The sequence below is a fragment of the Nocardiopsis sp. NRRL B-16309 genome, from assembly GCF_001279585.1.
Lineage (GTDB): Bacteria > Actinomycetota > Actinomycetes > Streptosporangiales > Streptosporangiaceae > Nocardiopsis.
In genome coordinates this window covers 166137-187754 of record NZ_LGEC01000002.1, presented here as the reverse complement: position 1 = coordinate 187754, position 21618 = coordinate 166137, and the positions used below count along the sequence as shown (strand labels likewise).

The following is a 21618-nucleotide window of genomic DNA, read 5'->3' as shown; positions in this document are numbered from 1 at the left end:
CGCGACCATGTCAACCGAAAGAGATGTCCCCGCGCCCGCTCCCGGGCGGATCTTCACCGAGCGCGACTTCTGGCACGGCGGCGAGCTGGACCTGGACGCCTACCTCGCCCGCGTGGGCCTGCGCGGCGCGGATCTGCCCCCGACCCTCGACACCCTGCGTACCGTGCACCGGGCACACCTGGCGCACATCCCCTTCGAGAACCTCCAGCTCGTGCTGGACCGGCCCGTCCCACTGGACGTCCCGGCGCTGACCGACAAGATGGTGCGCCACCGCCGGGGAGGCTACTGCTACGAACAGAACCTGCTGTTGGCCGCGGTCCTGGACCGCCTCGGCTTCGTGTTCACCGCCCTTGCCGCGCGGGTCGTGGTCGGTGCCGAGGGCCGCACCCGGCCCGCCACCCACGCCGTGCTCCTCGTGGAGCTGGACGGCGGGCGCTGGACGGCCGACGTCGGCTTCGGCGGGGGCGGCCTGTTGGAGCCGCTTCCCCTCGTGGACGGCCACCAGGAGGCCCAGGGCGGCTGGGGCCTGCGCCTGGACCGGGTCGACGACGTGGGCGCGGACGAATGGCTCCTGCGGTCCTTCGACGGCCGGACGTGGCGGGACATGTACGTGTTCGCCACCGCCGCGGTGCTGCCCCAGGACTACGCGATCCACAGCCACTTCCTCACCAGCCACCCGCGGTCCCCGTTCCGGAACCGGCTGATGGCCCAGCGCAGGGCGCCGGGTGAGCAGCACGTCCTCACGGACACGACCCTGGTGACCACGCGCTCGGACGGCACCTCCGAGGAGCGGGAGATCGGGATCGGGGACGTGCCCGACGTCCTGGAGGAGGTGTTCGGCATCGGGCTCACGGCGCGGGAGCGCGGGGTCGTCGTCGAGCGGCTGAAGGACTACGCTGACATGTGACGCACATCACATATGCAGCCGATGGGGCGCGCACTCGGCACGGAGTACCGAAACCACCTGGAGTGTCGTCGTGCGCGCCCCGAGTCACGTGGACGTGTCATGAAACGTCCCGTGATTTCCGGGAGATGTTCATGTTCGCCGCGACGAACACCTGGGCAGGACCCTGGAGGTGCCGTCCGGTTGCGCCGGGCACCGTCGCCCAGGGAGCCGTCCATGACGTACCTGACCACCGAAGACGTCCACGACTACATCCGCGGGGTCTGTTTCAAGACCGGACCCCCCGGCAAGGTCGGGGCCGAGACCGAGTGGCTCGTCTCCGACACCGTCCGCCCCACCGAACCCGTCACGATCGAACGCCTCGCGGCCCTGCTGGAGGCCGGCGGCCCCCCGCCCGCGGGCAGCCGCATCACCTTCGAGCCCGGCGGCCAACTGGAGCTCAGCTCACCCGCCCTGCCGGGCCCGGCCCAGGCCCACCGGGCCCTGGCCGCGGACCTGGACCACATCGGCAAGGCCCTCGCGGACGACGGCCTGTGCCTGGGCGAGACCGCGCTCGACCCGGTCCGTCCGCCCGTACGCCAGATCCGGGCCCCGCGCTACGACGCCATGGAGCGCTACTTCGCCGGACGCCGCCACCCGAGCGGCCACACCATGATGTGCGGCACGGCCTCGCTCCAGGTCTGCCTGGACACGGGAGCCGACCCCGACGACGGCCGCGACCGCTGGGAACTCGCCCACCGGCTCGGTCCGGTCCTGGTCGCCGCCTTCGCCAACTCCGCCGTCTGGCGCGGCCGGCCCACCGGCTGGAAGTCCACCCGGTGGGCGATCTGGGCCGCCACCGACGCCACCCGCACCCGGCCGGTCCTGGACCGGCACGGCCACCGCGACCCCGCCGCCGCCTGGGCGGAGTACGCCCTCGCCGCCGCCGTCATGGCCGTGCCCGACCACGACGGCGGCCCCTGGCGCCCCGACCCGGGCGTGACCCTGGCCGAGTGGATCGCGGGCACCGGACCGCGCCGCCCCGTCGCCGCCGACCTGGAGATCCACCTCAGCACGCTCTTCCCGCCGGTGCGCCCGCGGGGCTGGTGGGAACTGCGCATGATCGACGCGGTCCCGGTGCGCTGGTGGCCCGTCCCCATGGCCCTCGCCGCCGCGCTCGCCGACGACCCGCGGGCCCGTGCCGTGGCGGCCGAGGCCAGTGAGCGGCTGTGCCGCGGCCACGCCCCCGACCCGCGCCTGTGGCTCAGCTCCGCCCAGCGCGGGATGGAGGACCCGGCCGTGGCCGCGTGCGCCCGCGTGTGCTTCGACGCGGCCGTCGAGGCCCTGCCCCGCATGGGCGCCGCCCACCTGGCCGTCCTCGTCGACGCCTACGCCGACCGCTACGTCCGACGGGGCCTGAGCCCGGCCGACCTGCGGCCCGTCGGCCCCGTCCGGCGCTCCCCGTCCGTCGGGACCCGGACGGAGGCGGAGGCCGACCGCAACTCCGAGCCCAGTGGAGGAGCACGGTGAACCACGACCAGGAGATCGCCAAGGAACGCATCGCCGCCGAACTAGACCGCGCCCGCCGGCGCAGCAACGCGCTCACCGTGCGGGCCCTGGACGAGGAGGACCTGCTCGCCCAGCACTCGCCGCTGATGTCGCCGCTGGTCTGGGACCTGGCGCACGTGGGCAACTACGAGGAGCAGTGGCTGCTGCGCGCCGCGGGCGGCCGCGAGGCGCTGCGCCCGGACATCGACGGGCTCTACGACGCCTTCGAGAACGCGCGCGCCGATCGCGTGACCCTGCCCCTGCTGCGACCCGACGAGGCCGAGGAGTACAACGCGCGGGTGCGCAAGGAGGTCCTGGACACCCTGGAGAACGCCGACATCGCCCCCCGCGAGCCCGGCGCGCGCCGCTCCCTGCTCGACGGCGGCTTCGTCTACCACATGGTCGTCCAGCACGAGCACATGCACGACGAGACCATGCTCGCCACCCACCAGCTGCGCCGCGGCGCGCCCGCCCTGCTGGAGGAGCCCGCCGGCGTGGCGCCGCTGCGCGTGCCCCGCCAGGACGAGGTGCTCGTCCCCGGGGGCCCCTTCACGATGGGGACCGACGACGACCCCTGGGCCTTCGACAACGAGGGCCCCGCGCACGTGGTCGACGTCGCCGCCTTCTGGATCGACACCCGGCCGGTCACCAACGCCGCCTACCAGGAGTTCGTCGAGGACGGCGGCTACCAGACCCGGCGCTGGTGGACCAGGGACGGCTGGGAGTGGTGCAAGGAGCGCGACGCCGTGGCCCCCGCCTTCTGGCGGCGCGACGGCCACGCCTGGACCCGCCGCCGGTTCGGCCGCCAGGAGATCGTGCCCCCGGACGAGCCGGTCCAGCACGTGTCCTTCCACGAGGCCCGCGCCTACGCCACCTGGGCGGGCAAGCGGCTGCCCACCGAGGCCGAGTGGGAGAAGGCCGCCCGCTTCGACCCCGCGACCGGGCGCTCGTACCGCTACCCGTGGGGCGACGAGGAACCCGAGCCCCGCCACGCCAACCTTGGGCAGCGCAGGCTCGGCCCCTCGCCGGCCGGACGCCACCCCGACGGCGCCTCCCCGCTGGGCGTGCAGCAGCTCATCGGCGACGTCTGGGAGTGGACCTCCACCACGTTCACCGGGTACCCGGGCTTCGACGCCTTCCCGTACCGCGAGTACTCCGAGGTGTTCTTCGACAGCGGGTACAAGGTGCTGCGCGGCGGTTCGTGGGCGACCCACGCCACCGCGGTGCGCTCCACCTTCCGCAACTGGGACCACCCGGTCCGGCGGCAGATCTTCAGCGGGTTCCGCTGCGCGCGCGACGCGGAACCCGCCTGATGTGCCGCCACCTCGCCTACCTGGGGCCGCCGCGGACACTGCACGCACTGCTGTACGCGGCGCCCCACTCCCTGCACGTCCAGTCCTGGGCGCCGCGCAGGCAGCGGTACGGGACCGTCAACGCCGACGGGTTCGGTGTCGGCTGGTACCCGGAACCGGAAGCGTCCGCGGGGGCCGCGCCGACCGGGTCGTCCTCTGCGCCCGGTGCGCAGGAAGCCCCCGGAGCCCTGGGAGCGCCCGTGCCGACATGGGCGCCGCTGCGCTACCGGCGGGCCATGCCCATCTGGGGGGACGCGTCCTTCGCCGACGCCGCGCGCGCCATCAGCTCCGGGTGCGTGGTGGCCGCCGTGCGCGACGCCACGATCGGGTTCGGCTCGGAGGAGTCGGGTGCCCAGCCCTTCCGCGCCGACCGGCTGCTGTTCAGCCACAACGGCGCGGTCAAGGACGACGAGGCGCTCGCCGCGGCGCTGTCCGCCCCGCCGCCGCCCGGTGTCCTCGACGCACGGGCGCCGGTCGACTCCGCGCCCCTGTTCGCGCACACCGTGCGGCTCTGGCGGGCCTCCGGAGACCTGCCGGGGACCCTGGCCGCCGTGGTCCGCCACGCCCGGGAGCACTCCGAGGGCCGCTACAACCTGCTGGCCAGTGACGGCGGGACCATCGTCGGCACGGCCGCGGGCGACACCCTCTTCACGCTGCGCGAGCCGGACGGCGGGGTCTTCGTGGCCTCGGAACCCTTCGACGACGCCCCCGGCTGGCGCGAGGTGCCCGACGGATCCGTCGTCGTGGCGTCCGCGGACCGGACCGAGGTGCACCAGATCGCCGAGCAGTCGCCCCAGTAGCCGCGCCCCGTCACGGGTAGACCATTCAGGGACACAGGAGACGCCATGTTCCGGATCGACCGAAATCTGACGGCAGACGACCTCGACAAGGCGCTGCGCAGCGACGTCGCCGCGGGTCTGACCGCGCGGCCCAAACAGCTCCCGCCCAAGTGGTTCTACGACGAGCGCGGCAGCGCCCTGTTCGAGGAGATCACCGCGCTGCCGGAGTACTACCCGACCCGCGCCGAGCGCGCGATCCTGGAGCTGCGGGCCGACGAGATCGCCGACGCCGCCGACGCCGAGGCGCTCATCGAGCTCGGATCCGGCTCCGGGATCAAGACCCGCCTGCTCCTGGACGCCATGCGGCACCACGGCCGCCTCACCCGGTTCGTCCCCGTGGACGTCAGCGGCGACTTCCTCGCCGCCTCCGCCGCGCAGCTGGCCGACGACTACCCGCGCGTCGACGTCCACGCCGTCGTCGGCGACTTCGAGGAGCACCTCGGACTCCTGCCCGTCAGCGAGAACGGCGGGCGCCAGCTCCTCGCCGTCCTGGGGTCGACCATCGGCAACCAGGAACCCGGGCCGCGGGCCGCGTTCCTGCGCGACATCCGCGCGGCGCTGGCCACCGGCGACTCCCTCCTGCTCGGTGCCGACCTGGTCAAGGACCCCGACCGCCTGGTGGCCGCCTACGACGACGCCCAGGGCGTCACAGCCGCCTTCAACCGCAACGTGCTCAACGTGATCAACCAGCGGCTGGGCGCCGACTTCGACCCCGCGGCCTTCGACCACGTCGCCCGCTGGGACGCCGGACGCGAGTGGATCGAGATGCGCCTGCGCGCCCGGAGCGACCAGCACGTGCGCGTCGCCGACCTCGACCTGGACGTCGACTTCGCGGCGGGCGAGGAGATGCGCACCGAGATCTCCGCGAAGTTCCGCCGCGAGGGGCTCTCGGCCGAACTCGGCGCGGCCGGGTTCGAGCTCTCCCACTGGTGGACCGACCCCGCCGGCGACTTCGCCCTCACCCTCGCCACCGCCCGGTGAGCGGCGGTGGGCTCACGGACCCATGGCACCGCCCAGGAGTGAGCCCACCAGGTAGGTGACCTGCGCCCCCGACAGGCCCCGACACGCCGAAGGGCACCACCGGCTCCGGTACGCTCGTGCCGTGTTCAAGGTAGGAGTTTTCGGCGCCGATGGGCGCATGGGGTCAGAGGTCGTCAAGGCGGTTCGGGCCGCCGACGACATGGAACTCGTCGCGGGCGTGGACAGCGCCGACGACCGCTCGGCGGTGCTGGGAGCCGACCACGTCGTCGACTTCACGCATCCGGACGTGGTGATGGACAACCTGGAGTGGCTCATCGGCCACGGGATCCACGCCGTCGTCGGGACGAGCGGATTCGACGAGGCCAAACTGGAGCGCGTGCGCGCGATGCAGGCCGCCAAGCCCGGGGCCAAGGTGCTCATCGCCCCGAACTTCGGTGTCGCCGCCGTGCTGATGATGCACTTCGCGCGCAAGGCCGCGCCGTACTTCGACTCGGCGGAGATCATCGAGCTGCACCACCCGAACAAGGCCGACGCCCCCAGCGGCACCGCCTTCCACACCGCCGAGCTGGTCGCCGAGGCCCGCCGCGAGGCCGCGACCGCGCCCATGCCCGACGCCACCACCTCCGAGATCCCCGGCGCCCGCGGCGCCGACGTGGACGGGGTGCGCGTGCACTCGCTGCGCATCGCCGGGCTGATCGCCCACCAGGAGGTCGTGTTCGGCACGGACGGCGAGACGCTCAAGATCCGGCACGACTCGATGAACCGCACGTCCTTCATGCCGGGCGTCCTGCTGGGCGTGCGCGGCGTCGCCGACCTTCCCGACCCGCTCACCGTGGGCCTGGACGCCCTGCTCGACCTGTAGCGCACGGACCCCCTGGCTTCGGTCCGGGGGTCCGGGCCGAGCGCCGGCGGGGACCCCCGTCGGCGCTCGGTCGTGGAAGCGGGGGTGCGGGTCGGCGCGGGGCTCAGCCCAGGAGCAGGCCCACGGAGAACAGGGCGCCGAAGGCCAGTTGCAGCTTGCCGGTCTCGCCCAGGCCCAGGACCAGGTCGCGGCCGACCTGCCCGCCCAGCACCCGGCGGACCGGGGGCACGGCCAGCGGCACGGAGAGCAGGATCAGCGGCGTCCACCAGAACACCGGGGTCAGGGCCAGCGCCACCGCGTAGGCCAGTACGAGGCCGCCCGCGAACAGGCGGCGGGTGCCCGCCTCGCCCAGCCGGACGGCCAGGGTGATCTTGCCCGTCTCGCGGTCGGTCGGGATGTCCCGCAGGTTGTTGATCACCAGCACCGAACAGGACAGCAGCCCCACCGGCACCGACGCCACCCACGCCTGCCACGGCGCGGTTCCCAGCTGCACGAACACCGTGCCCACCACCGCGACCAGGCCGAAGAACACGAACACCGACACCTCGCCCAGGCCCCGGTACCCGTACGGGGTGCGCCCGCCGGTGTAGTACCAGGCCGCCGCGATCGCCGCGGCGCCCACGAGCAGCAGCCACCACGAGGACGTCACCACCAGCACCAGGCCGACCACCGCGGCGAAGGCGAAGGAGCCCAGCGCGGCGGCGAGCACGTGCCGGGGCGGTGCGAGTCCCGTCGCGGTCAGCCGCACCGGACCGGTCCGCTCCGCGGTGTCGGTGCCCTTGACGCCGTCGCTGTAGTCGTTGGCGAAGTTCACGCCCACCTGGAGCGCCAGGGCCACCACCATGGCCAGGAGTGCCTTCCACCACACGAACCCGTCCAGGGCGAAGGCGAGCGCGGAGCCCACCGCCACCGGGACGATCGAATTCGGCAGCGTGCGGGGACGCACACCCGAGACCCATTCACCGACCGTGGCCACGCGACGGTCCCCTCACTCTCGACTACGGCGCACCTGGACGCACCGGTACCAACCCCCTCACGGTAGTACCTGCTCCGGGCTCCGGCGTCCCGGCGCACCCCCTCCGACCTACTGCGACACGGCCGCGTGCAGGCGGACCATCGGCAGGAGGCGCCCCATGTCGATCTCCCGGCGGGCGCCGTCCGGGCGCCACCCCGACGCCTCGAAGAAGGACCGCAGCGCGTTCTCCTCCTCGGGCACCCACACGTGCACCGTCGCGAACCCCGCCTCCACGAGGGTGTCCACGCACGCGTTCACCAGCCGGCTGCCGTGCCCCTGGCGGACCCGGTCCGGGTCCACGTGCAGGGCGAAGACCTCCGCGTCCTTGGCGGGCCACAGGTCGGGGTCTCCCGCCGGTCCGAAGGCGGCGAACCCCGTCACCACGCGGGTGCCCCCCTCCTCGTCGGTGGCCACCACCAGGCGGTGCCGGGAGGTGGGCGGCGACTCCAGCGCGGCCGTCCACTGGTCCCGGAACTGCTCCCTGGCCTCGTCGGCGCCGAGGCCCTCGACCACCTCGTCGGGCAGCAGCGTCCCGTACACCGCCCGCCACGAGGCCACCTGGACGTCCACGACGGTGTCCACGTCGGCGGCGCGGGCTGGACGGACGAACTGGGATACTGACACGTTCTGCCTCCTTCGGGCACGCGCCGGGGACGCGTCCCGTGACAAGATCGTCTGGGTCGGAGTTCCCGGGCCTTGCGCGGGCATGGGAACATCTAGGTTGTGAGCCTCATTATCAGAGTTATCGTGAACGCGCTCGCCCTTTGGGCGGCTGTCTTCCTGATCGACGGGATCGACGTCACGACCCAGGACACGGCCGGGCAGATCATGGTCTACCTCGCCGTCGGTGTGATCTTCGGCGTGGTCAACGCGATCATCAAACCGATCGTCAAAACGGTCGGGTGCCTGTTCTACGCACTGACGCTGGGCCTCATCGGCCTGGTCGTCAACGCGTTGCTGCTCCTGCTCACGAACTGGGTCGCGGGTCTGTTCGACCTGCCCTTCCATATCGAGGGGTTCTGGCCCGCCTTCTGGGGCGCGCTGGTCATCTCCATCGTCAGCTGGCTGTTCAGCATGTTCCTGCCGGACGGGGACGACGGCTGACCGACCCCTCCCCCCTACCCGCCGCCCCCTGACCCGCGCGGTCCCCGGGCCCGCGCGTGGCGGGGGCCCGGGGAGGGTAGGTTCACACTCCTGGGCCGTCCACCTCGACCAACGAGGACGGCGGCCGCATCGGGCTCGCTCCCGAGCGCTCCCATCGCCGGAGCACAGCAGACTTTCCCGCGATCCGGGTACCCGCCGGTACGGCCGATCGCGGTGGCGGACACGCATTTCCGCCCACCCGTGCGCGGACACTCCCGCACGGGCGTCCACGTGAGGACACAGAACACGGAGAGGAGGAGGGGGCGTCCGAGGGCCCGCCGCGTCCCGCGGCGCGGTCCCACGGCCTTTCACAAGCGATGACGAACACGACGAACCCCAAGAACCGCCCATTCGGCAAGATGCTGACCGCGATGGTCACTCCGATGCTGGAGGACGGTGAGATCGACTACGAGGGCGCGGGGAGACTGGCCGCCTACCTGGTCGACGAGCAGAACAACGACGGCCTCGTGATCAGCGGCACCACCGGTGAGTCGCCCACCACGAGCGACGACGAGAAGGACAACCTGCTCCGGGCGGTCCTGGAGGCGGTCGGCGACCGGGCCACCATCGTCGCCGGGGTCGGCACCAACGACACCCGCCACAGCATCAGGCTGGCCAAGGCCGCGGAGAAGGCGGGAGCGCACGGTCTGCTGGCCGTCACCCCGTACTACAACAAGCCGCCGCAGGAAGGCCTGATCCGGCACTTCACCACCATCGCCGACAGCACCGGCCTGCCGGTCATGCTCTACGACATCCCGCACCGCACCGGGACGCCGATCGCCTCCGAGACCCTGGTCCGGCTGGCCGAGCACCCGCGCATCGTGGCCAACAAGGACGCCAAGGACAACGTCGGCGCCAGCTCCTGGGTCATGGAGCGCACCGACCTGGCCTACTACTGCGGCACCGACATCCTGAACCTGCCGCTGCTCTCCGTGGGCGCGGCCGGGTTCGTCAGCGTCGTCGGCCACATCGTCGGCAGCGACCTGCGCGAGATGATCGACGTCTTCGAGGCGGGAGAGGTCAGCCAGGCGCTGGCCATCCACCGCCGCCTGACGCCCGTCTACACGGGCATGTTCCGCACCCAGGGCGTCATCACCACCAAGGCCGTGCTCAACCTGTTCGGCCTGCCCTCCGGCCCGGTCCGCACGCCGCTGGCCGACGCCTCCGCCGAGCTCCAGGCGCTGCTGCGCGAGGACCTCGCCGCGGCCGGCGTCAAGGGCCCGATCGGGCTCGCCCCGCACCAGGCCGTCCCGGCCAGTGCCGTCCATGTCGAGCGTCTGGCGGAGGGATCCGTATGAGCCACCCCCACCCCGAACTCGGTCCGCCGCCGCCGCTGGGCAAGGGCGCGCTGCGCATCGTCCCGCTGGGCGGGCTCGGTGAGATCGGCCGCAACATGACGGTGTTCGAGTACGACGGCCGTCTGCTCGTCGTCGACTGCGGCGTGCTCTTCCCCGAGGAGGAGCAGCCCGGCGTCGACCTGATCCTGCCGGACTTCGACTACATCCGGGACCGGCTCGACGACGTCGAGGCCGTCGTGCTCACCCACGGGCACGAGGACCACATCGGCGGCGTGCCGTTCCTGCTGCGCGAGCGGCCCGACATCCCGATCGTCGGCTCCAAGCTCACGCTGGCCCTGATCACGGCCAAGCTCGGCGAGCACCGCATCAAGCCCGTGACCGTCCAGGTGGAGGAGGGCGAGCGCCACGACTTCGGTCCGTTCGACCTGGAGTTCTTCGCGGTCAACCACTCCATCCCGGACGCACTGGCCATCGGTATGCGCACGCCCGCGGGCACGCTGCTGCACACCGGCGACTTCAAGATGGACCAGCTGCCGCTGGACGGCCGCCTCACCGACCTGGGCGGCTTCGCCCGGTTCGGCGACGAGGGCGTGGACCTGCTGCTGTCGGACTCCACCAACGCCGAGCAGCCCGGCTTCGTGGTGAGCGAGCGCGACCTCAACGACGCCATCGACAAGGTCTTCCGCACGTCGGAGAAGCGCGTCGTGGTGGCCTGTTTCGCCTCCCACGTGCACCGTGTGCAGCAGGTCATCGACGCGGCGGTCCGGCACGGGCGCAAGATCGCGTTCGTGGGACGCTCGATGATCCGCAACATGAACATCGCGCGCGACCTGGGCTACCTCACCATCCCCGGCGACACCGTCATCGACGTCAAGCAGCTCGACAAGCTGCCGCCGGACGAGGTGCTCATGGTCTGCACCGGCTCCCAGGGCGAGCCGATGGCCGCGCTCAGCCGGATGGCCAACCGCGACCACCAGATCAGGATCGAGCAGGGCGACACGATCCTGCTCGCGTCCTCGCTCATTCCGGGCAACGAGAACTCGGTCAACCGGGTGATCAACGGCCTGACCCGCTGGGGCGCCAACATCGTCCACAAGGGCAACGCGCTGGTGCACGTGTCCGGGCACGCCTCGGCCGGCGAGCTGCTGTACGTGCTCAACATGGTGCGCCCGCGCAACTTCCTGCCGGTGCACGGCGAGTGGCGGCACATGCGCGCCCACGCCGACCTGGCCAAGCTCAGCGGTGTGCCGGCCGACAGGATCTCCATCGCCGAGGACGGCGTCGTCGTCGACCTGTACAAGAGCCGGGCCAAGATCGTCGGCGCCGTCCAGGCCGGCTACGTGTACGTGGACGGCGCCTCCGTGGGCGACGTGACCGAGGCCTCGCTGAAGGACCGCCGCATCCTCGGCGAGGAGGGCTTCATCTCGGTGGTCGTGGCCGTGGACTCGAACACGGGCAAGATCCTCGGCGACCCGGAGATCCACACCCGGGGCGCGGGCATCGGCGCCACCGCCTACGACGACGTCATCGACAAGATCCAGGACTCCCTGGACAAGGCGGCGCGGGACGGGGTCAACGACCCCCACCAGCTGCGGCAGCTCATCCGCCGCAGCACGGGCCGCTGGGTCAACGACACCTACCGCCGTCGTCCCATGATCATCCCGGTCCTCGTCGAGGTCTGACCGGGGCCCGTACCACGTCCGCCCGGCCCGGGACGCGTTCCCGGGCCGGGCGGCCCCCGGTACCACTTCCGCCCGCGCGCGACACGCCGGGGCGGATGCGCGCGGCGCGGCTGGACACCTGAGTAGGCTGCACGCCGTGGCGGGCCGTCCTGCCCGGGCCCAGTGATCGTCAGTACGGTGGAGGTGACCCCCGATGCCCGCGCGTGCCTCCTCCGGCGGTTCCGGGCGCAAGAAGCCCGCGTCGCGCAAGCCCGCGGCCGGCAGGCGCATGCCCGACGGACCGATCGCCTTCGCGGTCACCATGTTCGGGCAGTTCCTCCTGGTGCTGTGGAAGCTGGTGGCGCACACCGTCGGCGGTGCCGCCCGCGCGGTCGGCCGCAGCGCACGGGACCTCGATCCCGACCTGCGCAGGGACGGCGCCGGACTCGTCCTGCTCGCCGCGGGCATCCTCGTGGCCGGAGCCGTGTGGTGGCAGAGCGAGGGCCCCCTGCTGGCCTACACCCGCCTGGCCGTCGCGGGCACCTTCGGCACGTTCTCGCCGATCCTGCCGCTGCTGTTCCTGCCCGTCGCCGTCAAGCTGATGCGCACCCCCGCCACCGGCAGGGAGGGCGACACCGGCCGGCTCTTCATCGGCTTCAGCTCGATCATGCTCGGCCTGCTCGGGCTGATCCACATCGGCCACGGCATCCCGCAGCCCTCGGAGGGCATGGCGGCGCTGCGCGAGTCCGGCGGCCTCATCGGCTTCGTCGCCTCGGGCCCCCTCAGCGCGGTCATCACCCCCTGGCTCACCGGGCTGCTCCTGGTCCTGGTGCTGCTCTTCGGCATCCTCGTCGTCACCGCCACCCCCATCCGGCGCATCCCCGAACGCCTCCAGACGCTGTTCGGCGCGCTCCTGGAGCGCGACACCGGGCCCGACGCCGGGATCGGCATCCTGGGGGCCGACGCGGAGAAGCGGAAGAAGCCCGCCAAACCGCGCCGCAAGGCGCCCAGGAGCGCCGAGGAGTCGGTGGCGGGCGACCACGAGCGCCCCTACGACAGCCCCGTGCTGCCGGGCGAGCCCGAACCGGTCGCTCCGGCCCTGACCGACGAGGAGGAGGCCGCCGCGGCCCCGGCGGGCAGGCGCGGAAAGGGCCGCGCGAAGACCAAGGACCCGGCTCCCGACCCCACCCCCGCGCCCGGCGCCACCGAACAGCTGTCCATCCCCTCCCGCGTGGTGGAGGGCGACTACGAACTGCCCGTGGCGAGCATGCTCAAGCCGGGCAGCGCGGCCAAGCCGCGCACCAAGGCCAACGACGAGATGGTCGCGGCGCTCTCGGGCGTGCTCACCCAGTTCAAGCTCGACGCCGACGTCACCGGGTTCACGCGCGGTCCGACCGTCACTCGCTACGAGATCGAGCTGGGCCCGGCGGTCAAGGTGGAGAAGGTCACGGCGCTGGCCAAGAACATCTCCCTGGCGGTCAAGAGCGCCGACGTGCGCATCCTGTCGCCGATCCCGGGCAAGTCCGCGATCGGGGTGGAGATCCCCAACACCGACAAGGACATCGTCAGCCTGGGCGACGTGCTGCGCTCCCCGGCCGCCACCTCCGACGACCACCCGATGCTGGTGGGACTCGGCAAGGACGTCGAGGGCTCCAACGTCGTGGCCAACCTCGCCAAGATGCCGCACGTGCTGGTGGCCGGCGCCACCGGTGCCGGTAAGTCGACCTGCATCAACGGGCTCATCACCTCGCTGATGATGCGCTCCACGCCCGACGAGGTGCGGATGATCCTCGTCGACCCCAAGCGGGTCGAGCTGACCATGTACGAGGGCATCCCGCACCTGATCACCCCCATCATCACCAGCCCGAAGAAGGCCGCCGAGGCGCTCCAGTGGGTCGTGGGGGAGATGGACCGCCGCTACGACGACCTGGCCGCCTCCGGCTACCGGCACGTCGACGACTTCAACGCGGCCGTGCGCAAGGGCGAGCTCACCGCGCCGCCCGGCAGCGAGCGCGTGTACGAGCCCTATCCGTACCTGCTGGTGATCGTCGACGAGCTCGCCGACCTGATGATGGTCGCCCCGCGCGACGTCGAGGACGCGGTCGTGCGCATCACCCAGCTCGCCCGCGCCGCCGGCATCCACCTGGTGCTGGCCACCCAGCGGCCCAGCGTCGACGTCGTCACCGGCCTGATCAAGGCCAACGTCCCCTCCCGTCTGGCCTTCGCCACCTCCAGCCTCTCCGACAGCCGCGTCATCCTCGACCAGCCCGGCGCGGAGAAGCTGGTGGGCAAGGGCGACGCGCTCTTCCTGCCCATGGGCGCGGGCAAGCCCATCCGGCTGCAGAACGCCTGGGTCTCCGAGAAGGAGATCCGGGCGATCGTCGACCACTGCAAGAAGCAGTCCGAGCCCAGCTACCGCGAGGACGTCGCCGTCCCCGAGACCAAGAAGAAGGAGATCGACGAGGACATCGGCGACGACCTCGACCTGCTCCTCCAGGCCGTCGAGCTGGTGGTCACCACCCAGTTCGGGTCCACGTCGATGCTCCAGCGCAAGCTGCGCGTGGGCTTCGCCAAGGCGGGCCGCCTGATGGACCTCATGGAGAGCCGCGACGTCGTCGGCCCCAGCGAGGGGTCCAAGGCCCGCGACGTGCTCGTCACCCCCGACGAACTGCCCGGGGTGCTCGCCGACATCCGGGGCTGAGTCTCCTACGGCCTCGCGGGCTCGGCCGGGGCCACGGGCGCGGAGAACAGGGTTCTTCGTCGTCGCCTCGCCTTGCTCCTTCGGCGCGGCGGCGACGTCTCCTCCCGCAGAACCCTGTGCGCCCTCCGCGAACCCCCGGCGCGGTCCCGGGACGGTCCGCCTTGCGCCCTCTGGGGTCGCGGGTGTTCCCTGCCCGATTTGGGACGATCTTGGACGCCGCATGGGGCGTGGTGGCCTGCGCGGACGCGGGCGGCAGGGCAGAGTGGACTCCGCCACTCACAGACAGTCGTGGAGGGAGTGCGCATGGCGACGATCGGTCACACTCTGGCCGCCGCACGCATCGCGGCGGGCTACACGGTCGCGGACCTCAGCACCCGTACACGCATCCGGGAACGGGTCCTCAAGGGCATCGAGGCGGAGGACTTCGTCCCCTGCGGAGGGGACTTCTACGCCCGCGGACACATCCGGGGCATCTGCCGGGCCCTGGGGCTGGATCCGGATCCGCTCCTGGCGGAGTACGAACGCGACCACGCGAACAAGGCCAAGCTCGCCTTCGTGCCGCTCCAGCGCCACCCGGCGGCCGCGCCCGAGGCCGCCCGCGCGGTCGCCGCGGCACGTGCGGCCCGAAGATCCGGCGACCACGCCGCGGCCGAGCCGCTGAGGGTCGGCGACGAGGGGGAGGACCCCGCCGACGTGTCCGAGCGCTGGGGCCACTTCGAGCGCCGGCGCCACGTGGAGCGGCCGGTGCGGGGCAGAGTGCCCAAGGCGCGCAAGGAGCAGCGGCAGAAGAGGGCGCAGCGGGAGGGGAAGGCGCAGCAGGTGGGAAGGGCGCGGCAGGAGGGCGAAGCGCCGCCCGGCGCCGTGCCCGCCCCGCGCGTGGGCCGGCACAGCGCCGAGGGCCGGGCACGGGCGGCCGCGGACGCGGCCGCGGCGGGCAACGGTTCCGCGGCTGCCTCCGGGGCTGCCTCCGGGTCCGCCCCGGTCCGCGCCGCGGGCGCGCGCACCGCGACCCGGACCACCGTGCGCGCGAGGAGGAACCCGGCCGAGGCGGTCCGCCGGCACTGGCCGTGGGCGGTCGTGGGCGTCATCCTCCTCCTCGCGGTCTTCGTCGGCGTGCGGGCCTGGCAGGGCTGGGAGGGCGAGATCCCGCTGCGTTCGGCGGTCGAGTCCGGCAGCGTGGTCGGTCCCGTGCGGGACGGCGGCGGTACCGCCGAGGCCACGGTGACCGACGTGCCGGCCCTGGAGCCGCCCACGGAGTTCACGGTCGGGGTCGCCGCCTCGGACCGGACCTGGCTCAAGGTCACCGACACCGACGGCACCGACCTGTTCACCGGGTTCCTGCTGGAGGGCCAGAGCCAGGAGTACGTCGCCGACGACGCCCTCACCCTGCGGGTCGGCCACGCCGGTGCGCTGCGGGTGTCCGTCGACGGGCGCGACCTCGGCGCGGCGGGCTCGTCGGGCGCGGTCAAGGAGGTCACCGTCGACGCCGACGGCCTCACCGGGTGAGCGCGCCGGCCGCGTCGGGCCGGGTTCGGGCAGGTGGAGTATCCACGGTAGGGTTGGGGGTCGCGGCAGCGGCCCCCGGCCGGACGCGAGCGCGGCCCGGACCGCGCCGCGCGCCGCACCACTCGAAGCTCTCCCACACGCTTGGAAGCCATGTCATCGCGCCGTACTGTCTCACTCGTCACCCTGGGGTGTGCGCGTAACGAGGTCGACTCCGAAGAGCTGGCCGGGCGCCTGGCCGAAGGCGGCTGGGACCTCGTCGACGGCGACGCCAAGGCCGACGTGACCGTCGTCAACACCTGCGGATTCATCGACGCCGCCAAACAGGACTCCATCGAGACGCTCCTGGAGGCCGCCGAGAACGGCGGCAAGGTCGTCGCCGCCGGGTGCATGGCGGAGCGCTACGGCTCCGAGCTCGCCGACGCCCTGCCCGAGGCGCAGGTCATCGGCTTCGACGACTACTCCGCCATCACCGACCGGCTCGACGACGTCGTCGCCGGCCGCCAACTGGTGCCGCACGACCCCCGCGACCGGCGCACCCTGCTGCCGATCAGCCCCGCGGACCGCGACGCCTCCCAGGCCCACGTCCCTGGCCACGCGGCGTTCACCGACGCCGAGGGCGCCGAGGGGACCGAGCTGCCCTACCGCGCCGCGATCCCGCGCCGCCGCCTCACCGGCGGTCCGGTCGCCAACCTCAAGATCGCCTCCGGCTGCGACCGCCGCTGCACCTTCTGCGCCATCCCCACCTTCCGGGGCGCCTACATCTCCCGGCAGCCCGACGAGATCCTGCGCGAGGCCGAGTGGCTGGCGGGGGAGGGCGTGCGCGAGGTGTTCCTCGTCAGCGAGAACTCCACGTCCTACGGCAAGGACCTGGGCGACGTCCGCGCGCTGGAGAAGCTGCTGCCGCGCCTGGCCGCCGTCGAGGGCCTGGAGCGCGTGCGCGTGAGCTACCTCCAGCCCGCCGAGGTGCGCCCCGGGCTCGTGGACGTGCTCACCGGCACCCCCGGCGTCGTGCCCTACTTCGACCTGTCCTTCCAGCACGCCAGCGGCACCCTGCTGCGCCGGATGCGGCGCTTCGGCGACCGCGAGCGCTTCCTGGAGCTGCTGCGCACGGTCCGCGAGCGCGCCCCCGAAGCTGGTGCCCGCTCCAACTTCATCGTGGGCTTCCCCGGTGAGACCGAGGCCGAGTTCGAGGACCTGGTCGCCTTCCTCAGCGAGGCCAGGCTGGACGCGATCGGGGTCTTCGGCTACTCCGACGAGGACAACACCGAGGCCCTGGACCACCCGGGCAAGCTCCCCGCCGAGGTCATCGGCGAGCGCGTCGACCGGCTCAACCGGCTCTCCGAGGAGCTCATGGCCCAGCGCGCCGAGGAGCGGATCGGCACCGAGGTGACCGTCCTGGTCGAGACCGAGCTGGAGGACGGGGCCTACGAGGGCCGCTCCGGCCACCAGGCGCCCGAGGTGGACGGCAGCACCATCCTCTATGGTGAGAACCTCGCCGTCGGAGACCTGGTGCGCGCCACCGTCATCCAGTCCGCCGGCGCCGACCTGGTCGCCGAACAGGACGAGAGCCAGGCGGACGGGGAAGCCGGAGACAGATGAGCACCCAGGAACCCGCGGCGTCGCCCGCGCCCCAGGCCCCGCTGTGGAACCTCGCCAACGTGCTGACGATGAGCCGCCTGGTCATGGTGCCGCTCTTCGTCTGGTTCATGTTCCTGGACGGATCCTGGTGGCGCTTCGCCGCGTTCGCGGTCTTCGTGCTGGCCGCGATCACCGACCGCATCGACGGCGAGATCGCGCGTCGCCGCAACCTGGTCACCGACTTCGGCAAGATCGCCGACCCCATCGCCGACAAGGCGCTGACCGGCGCGGCGCTGGTCGTGCTGTCCGTGCAGGGCGACCTGTGGTGGTGGGTGACCATCGCCATCCTGGCCCGTGAGTGGGGGATCACCGCCCTGCGCTTCGCGGTGCTGCGGTACGGCGTCATGCCCGCGAGCCAGGGCGGCAAGCTCAAGACGGTCCTGCAGATCGTCGCGATCAGCATCTACCTCTTCCCGCTGTACCTGCTGCCCTTCACCGCGGTGTTCACCTGGACCGCCCACCTGGTGATGGCGGCCGCCCTGGCCGTCACCCTGTGGACCGGCCTCGTGTACGTGTTCGACGCGGTCCGCCTGGCCCGCTCCCGGGGATCGGCGGCCTCGTGACCGGGGGCGGCCAGGACCTGAGCCTGCAGGTCGCCGCGGTGGCCGCCGCCCAGGCGGCCCACGAGTCCCTGCTGGCGCGCGGTGCCACCTGTGCCACCGCGGAGTCGCTCACGGGCGGGCTGATCGGTGCGCACCTGACCGCCGTGCCCGGCTCCTCGGCCACCTACCGCGGCGGCGTGGTGACCTACGCCACCCGGACCAAGGCCGACCTCCTCGGCGTCCCGGAGGACCTCCTGGCCGCCCACGGCGCCGTCCACCCGGATGTGGCCGAGGCCATGGCCACGGGCGCGCGCCGCCTGCTCGGCGCGGATTTCGCGGTCGCGGTGACGGGCGTCGCCGGGCCGGAACCGCAGGACGGACAGCCCGTGGGCACCGTCTACGCGGCCGTCGCCGGGCCCTCCGGGAACTCCGCGGCCCATGCCTTTCGTTTCACCGGTGATCGTGGGGGTATCCGATACGCCACGGTCGAGGGCGCTCTGGCGCTGCTGGACTCGGCCGTCCGCGGGGACGCGGCGGGCGGCACCCGGTTCTGACTCCGTCGGGGCGGCGCCCCCTACCCGTTTCCCGGGAACAAAACCACACCGGGACGCGGTTCCCCCTCCAGCGAACAGGACGACAAGAGGTGCCCGAATCGGGCGTGGGGCAGGTACGGTGTTGTATATGAAGGTCGCTACCGGTGGGAGGGAGCGCGAATGATGGTCCTGCTTCGTCACCTACTTGGTGACGTGCTCAGGCGGCTGCGCCAGCGCCAGGGCCGCACCCTCCGCGAGGTGTCGGCCGATGCACGTGTGTCCCTCGGATACCTGTCGGAGGTCGAGCGCGGGCAGAAGGAAGCCTCTTCCGAACTGCTCTCTTCGATCTGCGGGGCCCTCGGGGTCCCGCTCTCGCAGGTGCTGAGAGAGGTCTCGGACCAGCTGGCCCTCGCCGAGCTCCAGGAGGCCGCACTGCTCGGTGACGCGGTCGCGTCCGACTCCGTTCCAGCGCAGGACCTCGGCATCGAGCCGGTACCGGATCGCGTTCCCCAGGTCGCCGACATGGTGGGGGTCTGACCCCCGCCGGGTCCGTATGTCAGTCCAATTTCACCGTGACGACGTGAAGGAGCCGACCACCCCTCCGGGCGGTCGGCTCCTTCTTGTCACGGGTCGAACCCCTACCGCTCGCCGGGACCCCTGGGCCGGTCGGGCCGAAGCAGAAAGGACCGCGCCGTAGGCGTCCGTTGGGGGTGGTGGCGGGCGACGGTGCGGGCACGAGCGCAGGCGCGGGCGACGGCGAAGGACCCGGCGTGAAGCGCCCGAACACAACACTCAACGGTGGGTGTGGTTCACCCAGGCCTCGGGGTCCTCGGCGAGCGCGCGGACGGGTTCGGGCAACTCGTTGGTCACCAGGTGCTGGAGGTTGACACCCTCCAGGATGGACCGCTCGCTGGCGCGCAGCGCGATCCACACCTGTTGCAGGCTGCGGGCGGCGCCGTCGTAGTCGACGTGTTCGGGGCGTTCGCCGCGAACGTTGGCCAGGGGGCCGTCGACCGCGCGGATGATGTCCGCGAGGGAGATCTCCGCGGCCGGACGGGCCAGCCAGTAGCCGCCCACGGGGCCGCGCTGGCTGCGCACCAGGCCGGCACGGCGCAGTTGGGTGAGGATGTTCTCCAGGAATTTTCCGGGGATGGACTGAGCACGCGCGAGCTGCTCCGCCGTCACCGGCCCTTCGCCGGCGACAGCGAGCTCCGCTGCCGCGCGTAGCGCGTAGTCGACCCGGGCTGAAAGGCGCATGCTGTGATTATGCCGTGTTTTCAAGGGCGAATGGGGCACCGGCCGTCCGCGGGAACGCGGCCGACCGGGATGCTGCCCCCTAAGGATACTTCTCCGACCTGCTTTCGGGGACATCGGTGACGTGTCCCGCCCGTCGACCGCCGTCGACCCCGGAGCGCCGTGCGCGCAGCGGGGGCTTCCACCGCCGACGGCGAGCCTCCGGCGCCACGTGGCGCCGGAGGGCGGATGCCGGCTCCGGGCGCGTCGCGGACCGGGTCAGCCGCGGGGCGGGACCGCGGCGCCGACCGTGCCGCCGGCGCCCAGCAGCTCGGCGGCGCTGCGCGCGTTGACGTGCGCGGCGCCGTACGTGCTCACGTAGGCCCCGCAGTCGGGCCGCCAGATGGGCAGGCCCATCTCCACGACCACCGCGGCGGGGTGGGCCGCGAGCAGGCGGCTGACGAGCTCCCTGGCCTCGGGGTGGCGGTGCGCGTCGCGCACCACGACGACCAGGTCGCGGCCGACGGCCTCGGCGGCCAGCCGGTCGGCTCCGGCGGCGTCGGGAGCGACCCGCCGCACGTCGGGGAACCAACCGGACAGGCCCCACGGGACCTCGCCCACGGCCATGCCGGCGGGCGCGTCGACCTCGACGACGAACGGGTCCGCGAGCGCGGGCAGCTCACCGTCCACCCTGGCCGCGCGGCGGGCCCCGGCCAGGCCGATGCCGTCGGTCTCGGCGGCGGCGGCCCTGCGGTCGGCGGCTTCGCGGATCCACGCCCGCAGCGCGTCCGTGCGCTCGGCGGCCTCCTCCAGGCGCTCGCCGGACAGGCGGCCCTCGCGGACCGCGTCGATCAGGGCCGCGCGCACCCGCTCGATCTGGTCGGCGTAGACGAAGCGTCCCAGGCACAGCAGGTCGCAGCCCGCGGCGACGGCCCGCACACTGGCCTCGGGGATGCCGATGCGGCCGCTGACGCCGTCCATGTCCATGGCGTCGCTCATCACGACCCCGGTGAAGCCCAGCTCGTCGCGGAGCAGGCCGTTGAGGATGCTCGGCGTGAGCGTGGCGGGGCCGTCGCCGCCCAGGGCCGGCATCTCGATGTGCGCGGTCAGGATCGTGCGGACGCCCGCCTCGACGGCCGCCCGGAACGGGGCCAGCTCGCGCCGGTGCAGCAGGTCCAGGTCGGCCTCCACGCGGGGCAGCACGTGGTGGGAGTCCTGTGAGGTCGCTCCGTGGCCGGGGAAGTGCTTGGCGCACGCGGCGACCCCGGCCTCCTGCAGGCCCCGCACGGCCGCCGCCGCGTGCCGGGCCACCAGGTCGGCGTCGGCGCCGAAGGAGCGGGTCCCGATGACCGGGTTGTCGTCGGCGACGTTGACGTCGACGGACGGCGCCAGGTCCATGTTGAAGCCCAGGCCGGCCAGGCGGCCGCCGAGCGAGCGGTGGGTCAGGCGGGTCAGGTCGGTGTCGTCGACGGTGCCCAGGGCGGCGTTGCCGGGGTAGTCGCTGCCGTGCGCCTGCCCGATCCGGGTGACGTCGCCGCCCTCCTCGTCCAGGGAGATCAGCGGCGTGTCGGCGGCCTCGGCCAGCCGCGCGTTCAGCGCGGTCACCTGCTCGGAGCCGTCCAGGTTGTTGTGGAACAGACAGACACCGGCGATGCCGTCCGCCAGCCCCTCCAACAGCCAGCGCGGGGCGTGGTGGGACTCGAAGGGGACCAGCAGCGTGGCGTTGGCCAGGCGCGCCAGGGTCGGGTCGTTCGACATGACGAACTCCGTTCGGTGAGCGTGAGAGTCCACCACAAGGACCGCGGCCGGGGGCCGTCCGTTGAGGGTGGTGGTGGCAGACGGGGCCGGGCCGGCACCGGGCGTCGGGGCGGTGCCGACCCGCG

At 72.9% G+C, this 21618-nt stretch carries 19 protein-coding genes; 15 read left to right on the top strand and 4 right to left on the bottom strand.

Going from position 1 to position 21618, the window contains the following annotated elements; genetic code table 11:
- Nucleotides 1-7 precede the first annotated feature (7 nt).
- The 6 genes from ADL05_RS00745 (at nucleotide 8) to dapB (ending at nucleotide 6465) form a co-directional block, all read left to right on the top strand.
- Complete coding sequence (locus ADL05_RS00745) at nucleotides 8-907, top strand: arylamine N-acetyltransferase (RefSeq protein WP_053614861.1); 900 nt, start codon at nucleotides 8-10, stop codon at nucleotides 905-907.
- A gap of 213 nt (nucleotides 908-1120) precedes the next feature.
- Nucleotides 1121-2413, top strand: coding sequence for an ergothioneine biosynthesis glutamate--cysteine ligase EgtA (egtA, locus tag ADL05_RS00740; RefSeq protein WP_053614860.1), 1293 nt, complete (start codon nucleotides 1121-1123; stop codon nucleotides 2411-2413).
- Nucleotides 2410-3744, top strand: coding sequence for an ergothioneine biosynthesis protein EgtB (gene egtB, locus ADL05_RS00735; protein WP_053614859.1), 1335 nt, complete (start codon nucleotides 2410-2412; stop codon nucleotides 3742-3744). Before egtA ends, egtB begins: the two co-directional genes overlap by 4 nt.
- Nucleotides 3744-4583: a class II glutamine amidotransferase gene (locus ADL05_RS00730; RefSeq protein ID WP_053614858.1), complete on the top strand. Its 840-nt coding sequence runs from the start codon at nucleotides 3744-3746 to the stop codon at nucleotides 4581-4583. The genes egtB and ADL05_RS00730 overlap by 1 nt, the downstream gene beginning before the upstream one ends.
- A 45-nt stretch (nucleotides 4584-4628) precedes the next feature.
- Nucleotides 4629-5603 (top strand): L-histidine N(alpha)-methyltransferase, encoded by a 975-nt coding sequence (gene egtD / locus ADL05_RS00725; protein ID WP_053614857.1) that lies wholly within the window; start codon nucleotides 4629-4631, stop codon nucleotides 5601-5603.
- A 121-nt stretch (nucleotides 5604-5724) separates the two neighbouring features.
- The gene (dapB, locus tag ADL05_RS00720) at nucleotides 5725-6465 is read left to right on the top strand and encodes a 4-hydroxy-tetrahydrodipicolinate reductase (protein WP_082376000.1); all 741 of its coding nucleotides are present in this window, start codon (nucleotides 5725-5727) and stop codon (nucleotides 6463-6465) included.
- 103 nt (nucleotides 6466-6568) lie between these two features.
- Here the strand turns inward: dapB and ADL05_RS00715 are convergent, their stop codons facing one another.
- Nucleotides 6569-7441: a 1,4-dihydroxy-2-naphthoate polyprenyltransferase gene (locus ADL05_RS00715; protein WP_053614855.1), complete on the bottom strand. Its 873-nt coding sequence runs from the start codon at nucleotides 7439-7441 to the stop codon at nucleotides 6569-6571.
- 108 nt (nucleotides 7442-7549) lie between these two features.
- On the bottom strand, nucleotides 7550-8104 hold the full coding sequence (locus ADL05_RS00710) for an N-acetyltransferase (RefSeq protein WP_053614854.1): 555 nt from the start codon (nucleotides 8102-8104) through the stop codon (nucleotides 7550-7552).
- A gap of 99 nt (nucleotides 8105-8203) precedes the next feature.
- Between ADL05_RS00710 and ADL05_RS00705 the strand changes: the two genes are divergently transcribed.
- The 9 genes from ADL05_RS00705 (at nucleotide 8204) to ADL05_RS00665 (ending at nucleotide 19039) form a co-directional block, all read left to right on the top strand.
- Complete coding sequence (locus tag ADL05_RS00705) at nucleotides 8204-8584, top strand: phage holin family protein (RefSeq protein ID WP_082375999.1); 381 nt, start codon at nucleotides 8204-8206, stop codon at nucleotides 8582-8584.
- Nucleotides 8585-8940: 356 nt separating this feature from the next.
- Complete coding sequence (gene dapA / locus ADL05_RS00700) at nucleotides 8941-9921, top strand: 4-hydroxy-tetrahydrodipicolinate synthase (RefSeq protein ID WP_053614852.1); 981 nt, start codon at nucleotides 8941-8943, stop codon at nucleotides 9919-9921.
- Nucleotides 9918-11603, top strand: a complete 1686-nt coding sequence (locus ADL05_RS00695; protein ID WP_053614851.1) for a ribonuclease J — start codon at nucleotides 9918-9920, stop codon at nucleotides 11601-11603. The genes dapA and ADL05_RS00695 overlap by 4 nt, the downstream gene beginning before the upstream one ends.
- Before the next feature lie 193 nt (nucleotides 11604-11796).
- The gene (locus tag ADL05_RS00690) at nucleotides 11797-14283 is read left to right on the top strand and encodes a DNA translocase FtsK (protein ID WP_053614850.1); all 2487 of its coding nucleotides are present in this window, start codon (nucleotides 11797-11799) and stop codon (nucleotides 14281-14283) included.
- A gap of 303 nt (nucleotides 14284-14586) precedes the next feature.
- Nucleotides 14587-15789, top strand: a complete 1203-nt coding sequence (locus tag ADL05_RS00685; RefSeq protein WP_053614849.1) for a helix-turn-helix domain-containing protein — start codon at nucleotides 14587-14589, stop codon at nucleotides 15787-15789.
- A gap of 150 nt (nucleotides 15790-15939) precedes the next feature.
- Nucleotides 15940-17388 carry a 30S ribosomal protein S12 methylthiotransferase RimO gene (gene rimO, locus ADL05_RS00680; protein WP_053614848.1) on the top strand — a complete coding sequence of 483 codons (1449 nt, stop codon included), beginning with the start codon at nucleotides 15940-15942 and terminating at the stop codon, nucleotides 17386-17388.
- On the top strand, nucleotides 17385-17990 hold the full coding sequence (gene pgsA, locus ADL05_RS00675) for a CDP-diacylglycerol--glycerol-3-phosphate 3-phosphatidyltransferase (protein WP_053614847.1): 606 nt from the start codon (nucleotides 17385-17387) through the stop codon (nucleotides 17988-17990). The genes rimO and pgsA overlap by 4 nt, the downstream gene beginning before the upstream one ends.
- Complete coding sequence (locus tag ADL05_RS00670; RefSeq protein ID WP_053614846.1) at nucleotides 17987-18523, top strand: CinA family protein; 537 nt, start codon at nucleotides 17987-17989, stop codon at nucleotides 18521-18523. Before pgsA ends, ADL05_RS00670 begins: the two co-directional genes overlap by 4 nt.
- Before the next feature lie 159 nt (nucleotides 18524-18682).
- Nucleotides 18683-19039 (top strand): helix-turn-helix domain-containing protein, encoded by a 357-nt coding sequence (locus tag ADL05_RS00665; protein ID WP_053614845.1) that lies wholly within the window; start codon nucleotides 18683-18685, stop codon nucleotides 19037-19039.
- 255 nt (nucleotides 19040-19294) lie between these two features.
- Here ADL05_RS00665 and ADL05_RS00660 read toward each other — a convergent pair whose 3' ends face one another.
- Nucleotides 19295-19759 (bottom strand): Rrf2 family transcriptional regulator, encoded by a 465-nt coding sequence (locus tag ADL05_RS00660; protein WP_053614844.1) that lies wholly within the window; start codon nucleotides 19757-19759, stop codon nucleotides 19295-19297.
- Between the two features lie 255 nt (nucleotides 19760-20014).
- Entirely contained in the window at nucleotides 20015-21493 is a 1479-nt protein-coding gene (locus ADL05_RS00655; RefSeq protein WP_053614843.1) for a glycoside hydrolase family 3 protein, read from the bottom strand.
- Between the last annotated feature and the right edge of the window lie 125 nt (nucleotides 21494-21618).

What these genes read in the sequence shown, in the direction of transcription:
- ADL05_RS00730 (WP_053614858.1), top strand. Translation starts at nt 3,744, where the DNA reads ATGTGCCGCCACCTCGCCTACCTGGGGCCGCCGCGGACACTGCACGCA.
- rimO (WP_053614848.1), top strand. Translation starts at nt 15,940, where the DNA reads ATGTCATCGCGCCGTACTGTCTCACTCGTCACCCTGGGGTGTGCGCGT.
- dapA (WP_053614852.1), top strand. Translation starts at nt 8,941, where the DNA reads ATGACGAACACGACGAACCCCAAGAACCGCCCATTCGGCAAGATGCTG.
- ADL05_RS00745 (WP_053614861.1), top strand. Translation starts at nt 8, where the DNA reads ATGTCAACCGAAAGAGATGTCCCCGCGCCCGCTCCCGGGCGGATCTTC.
- ADL05_RS00685 (WP_053614849.1), top strand. Translation starts at nt 14,587, where the DNA reads ATGGCGACGATCGGTCACACTCTGGCCGCCGCACGCATCGCGGCGGGC.
- ADL05_RS00690 (WP_053614850.1), top strand. Translation starts at nt 11,797, where the DNA reads ATGCCCGCGCGTGCCTCCTCCGGCGGTTCCGGGCGCAAGAAGCCCGCG.
- ADL05_RS00655 (WP_053614843.1), bottom strand. Translation starts at nt 21,493, where the DNA reads ATGTCGAACGACCCGACCCTGGCGCGCCTGGCCAACGCCACGCTGCTG.
- ADL05_RS00695 (WP_053614851.1), top strand. Translation starts at nt 9,918, where the DNA reads ATGAGCCACCCCCACCCCGAACTCGGTCCGCCGCCGCCGCTGGGCAAG.
- egtA (WP_053614860.1), top strand. Translation starts at nt 1,121, where the DNA reads ATGACGTACCTGACCACCGAAGACGTCCACGACTACATCCGCGGGGTC.
- ADL05_RS00660 (WP_053614844.1), bottom strand. Translation starts at nt 19,759, where the DNA reads ATGCGCCTTTCAGCCCGGGTCGACTACGCGCTACGCGCGGCAGCGGAG.
- egtD (WP_053614857.1), top strand. Translation starts at nt 4,629, where the DNA reads ATGTTCCGGATCGACCGAAATCTGACGGCAGACGACCTCGACAAGGCG.
- pgsA (WP_053614847.1), top strand. Translation starts at nt 17,385, where the DNA reads ATGAGCACCCAGGAACCCGCGGCGTCGCCCGCGCCCCAGGCCCCGCTG.
- ADL05_RS00665 (WP_053614845.1), top strand. Translation starts at nt 18,683, where the DNA reads ATGATGGTCCTGCTTCGTCACCTACTTGGTGACGTGCTCAGGCGGCTG.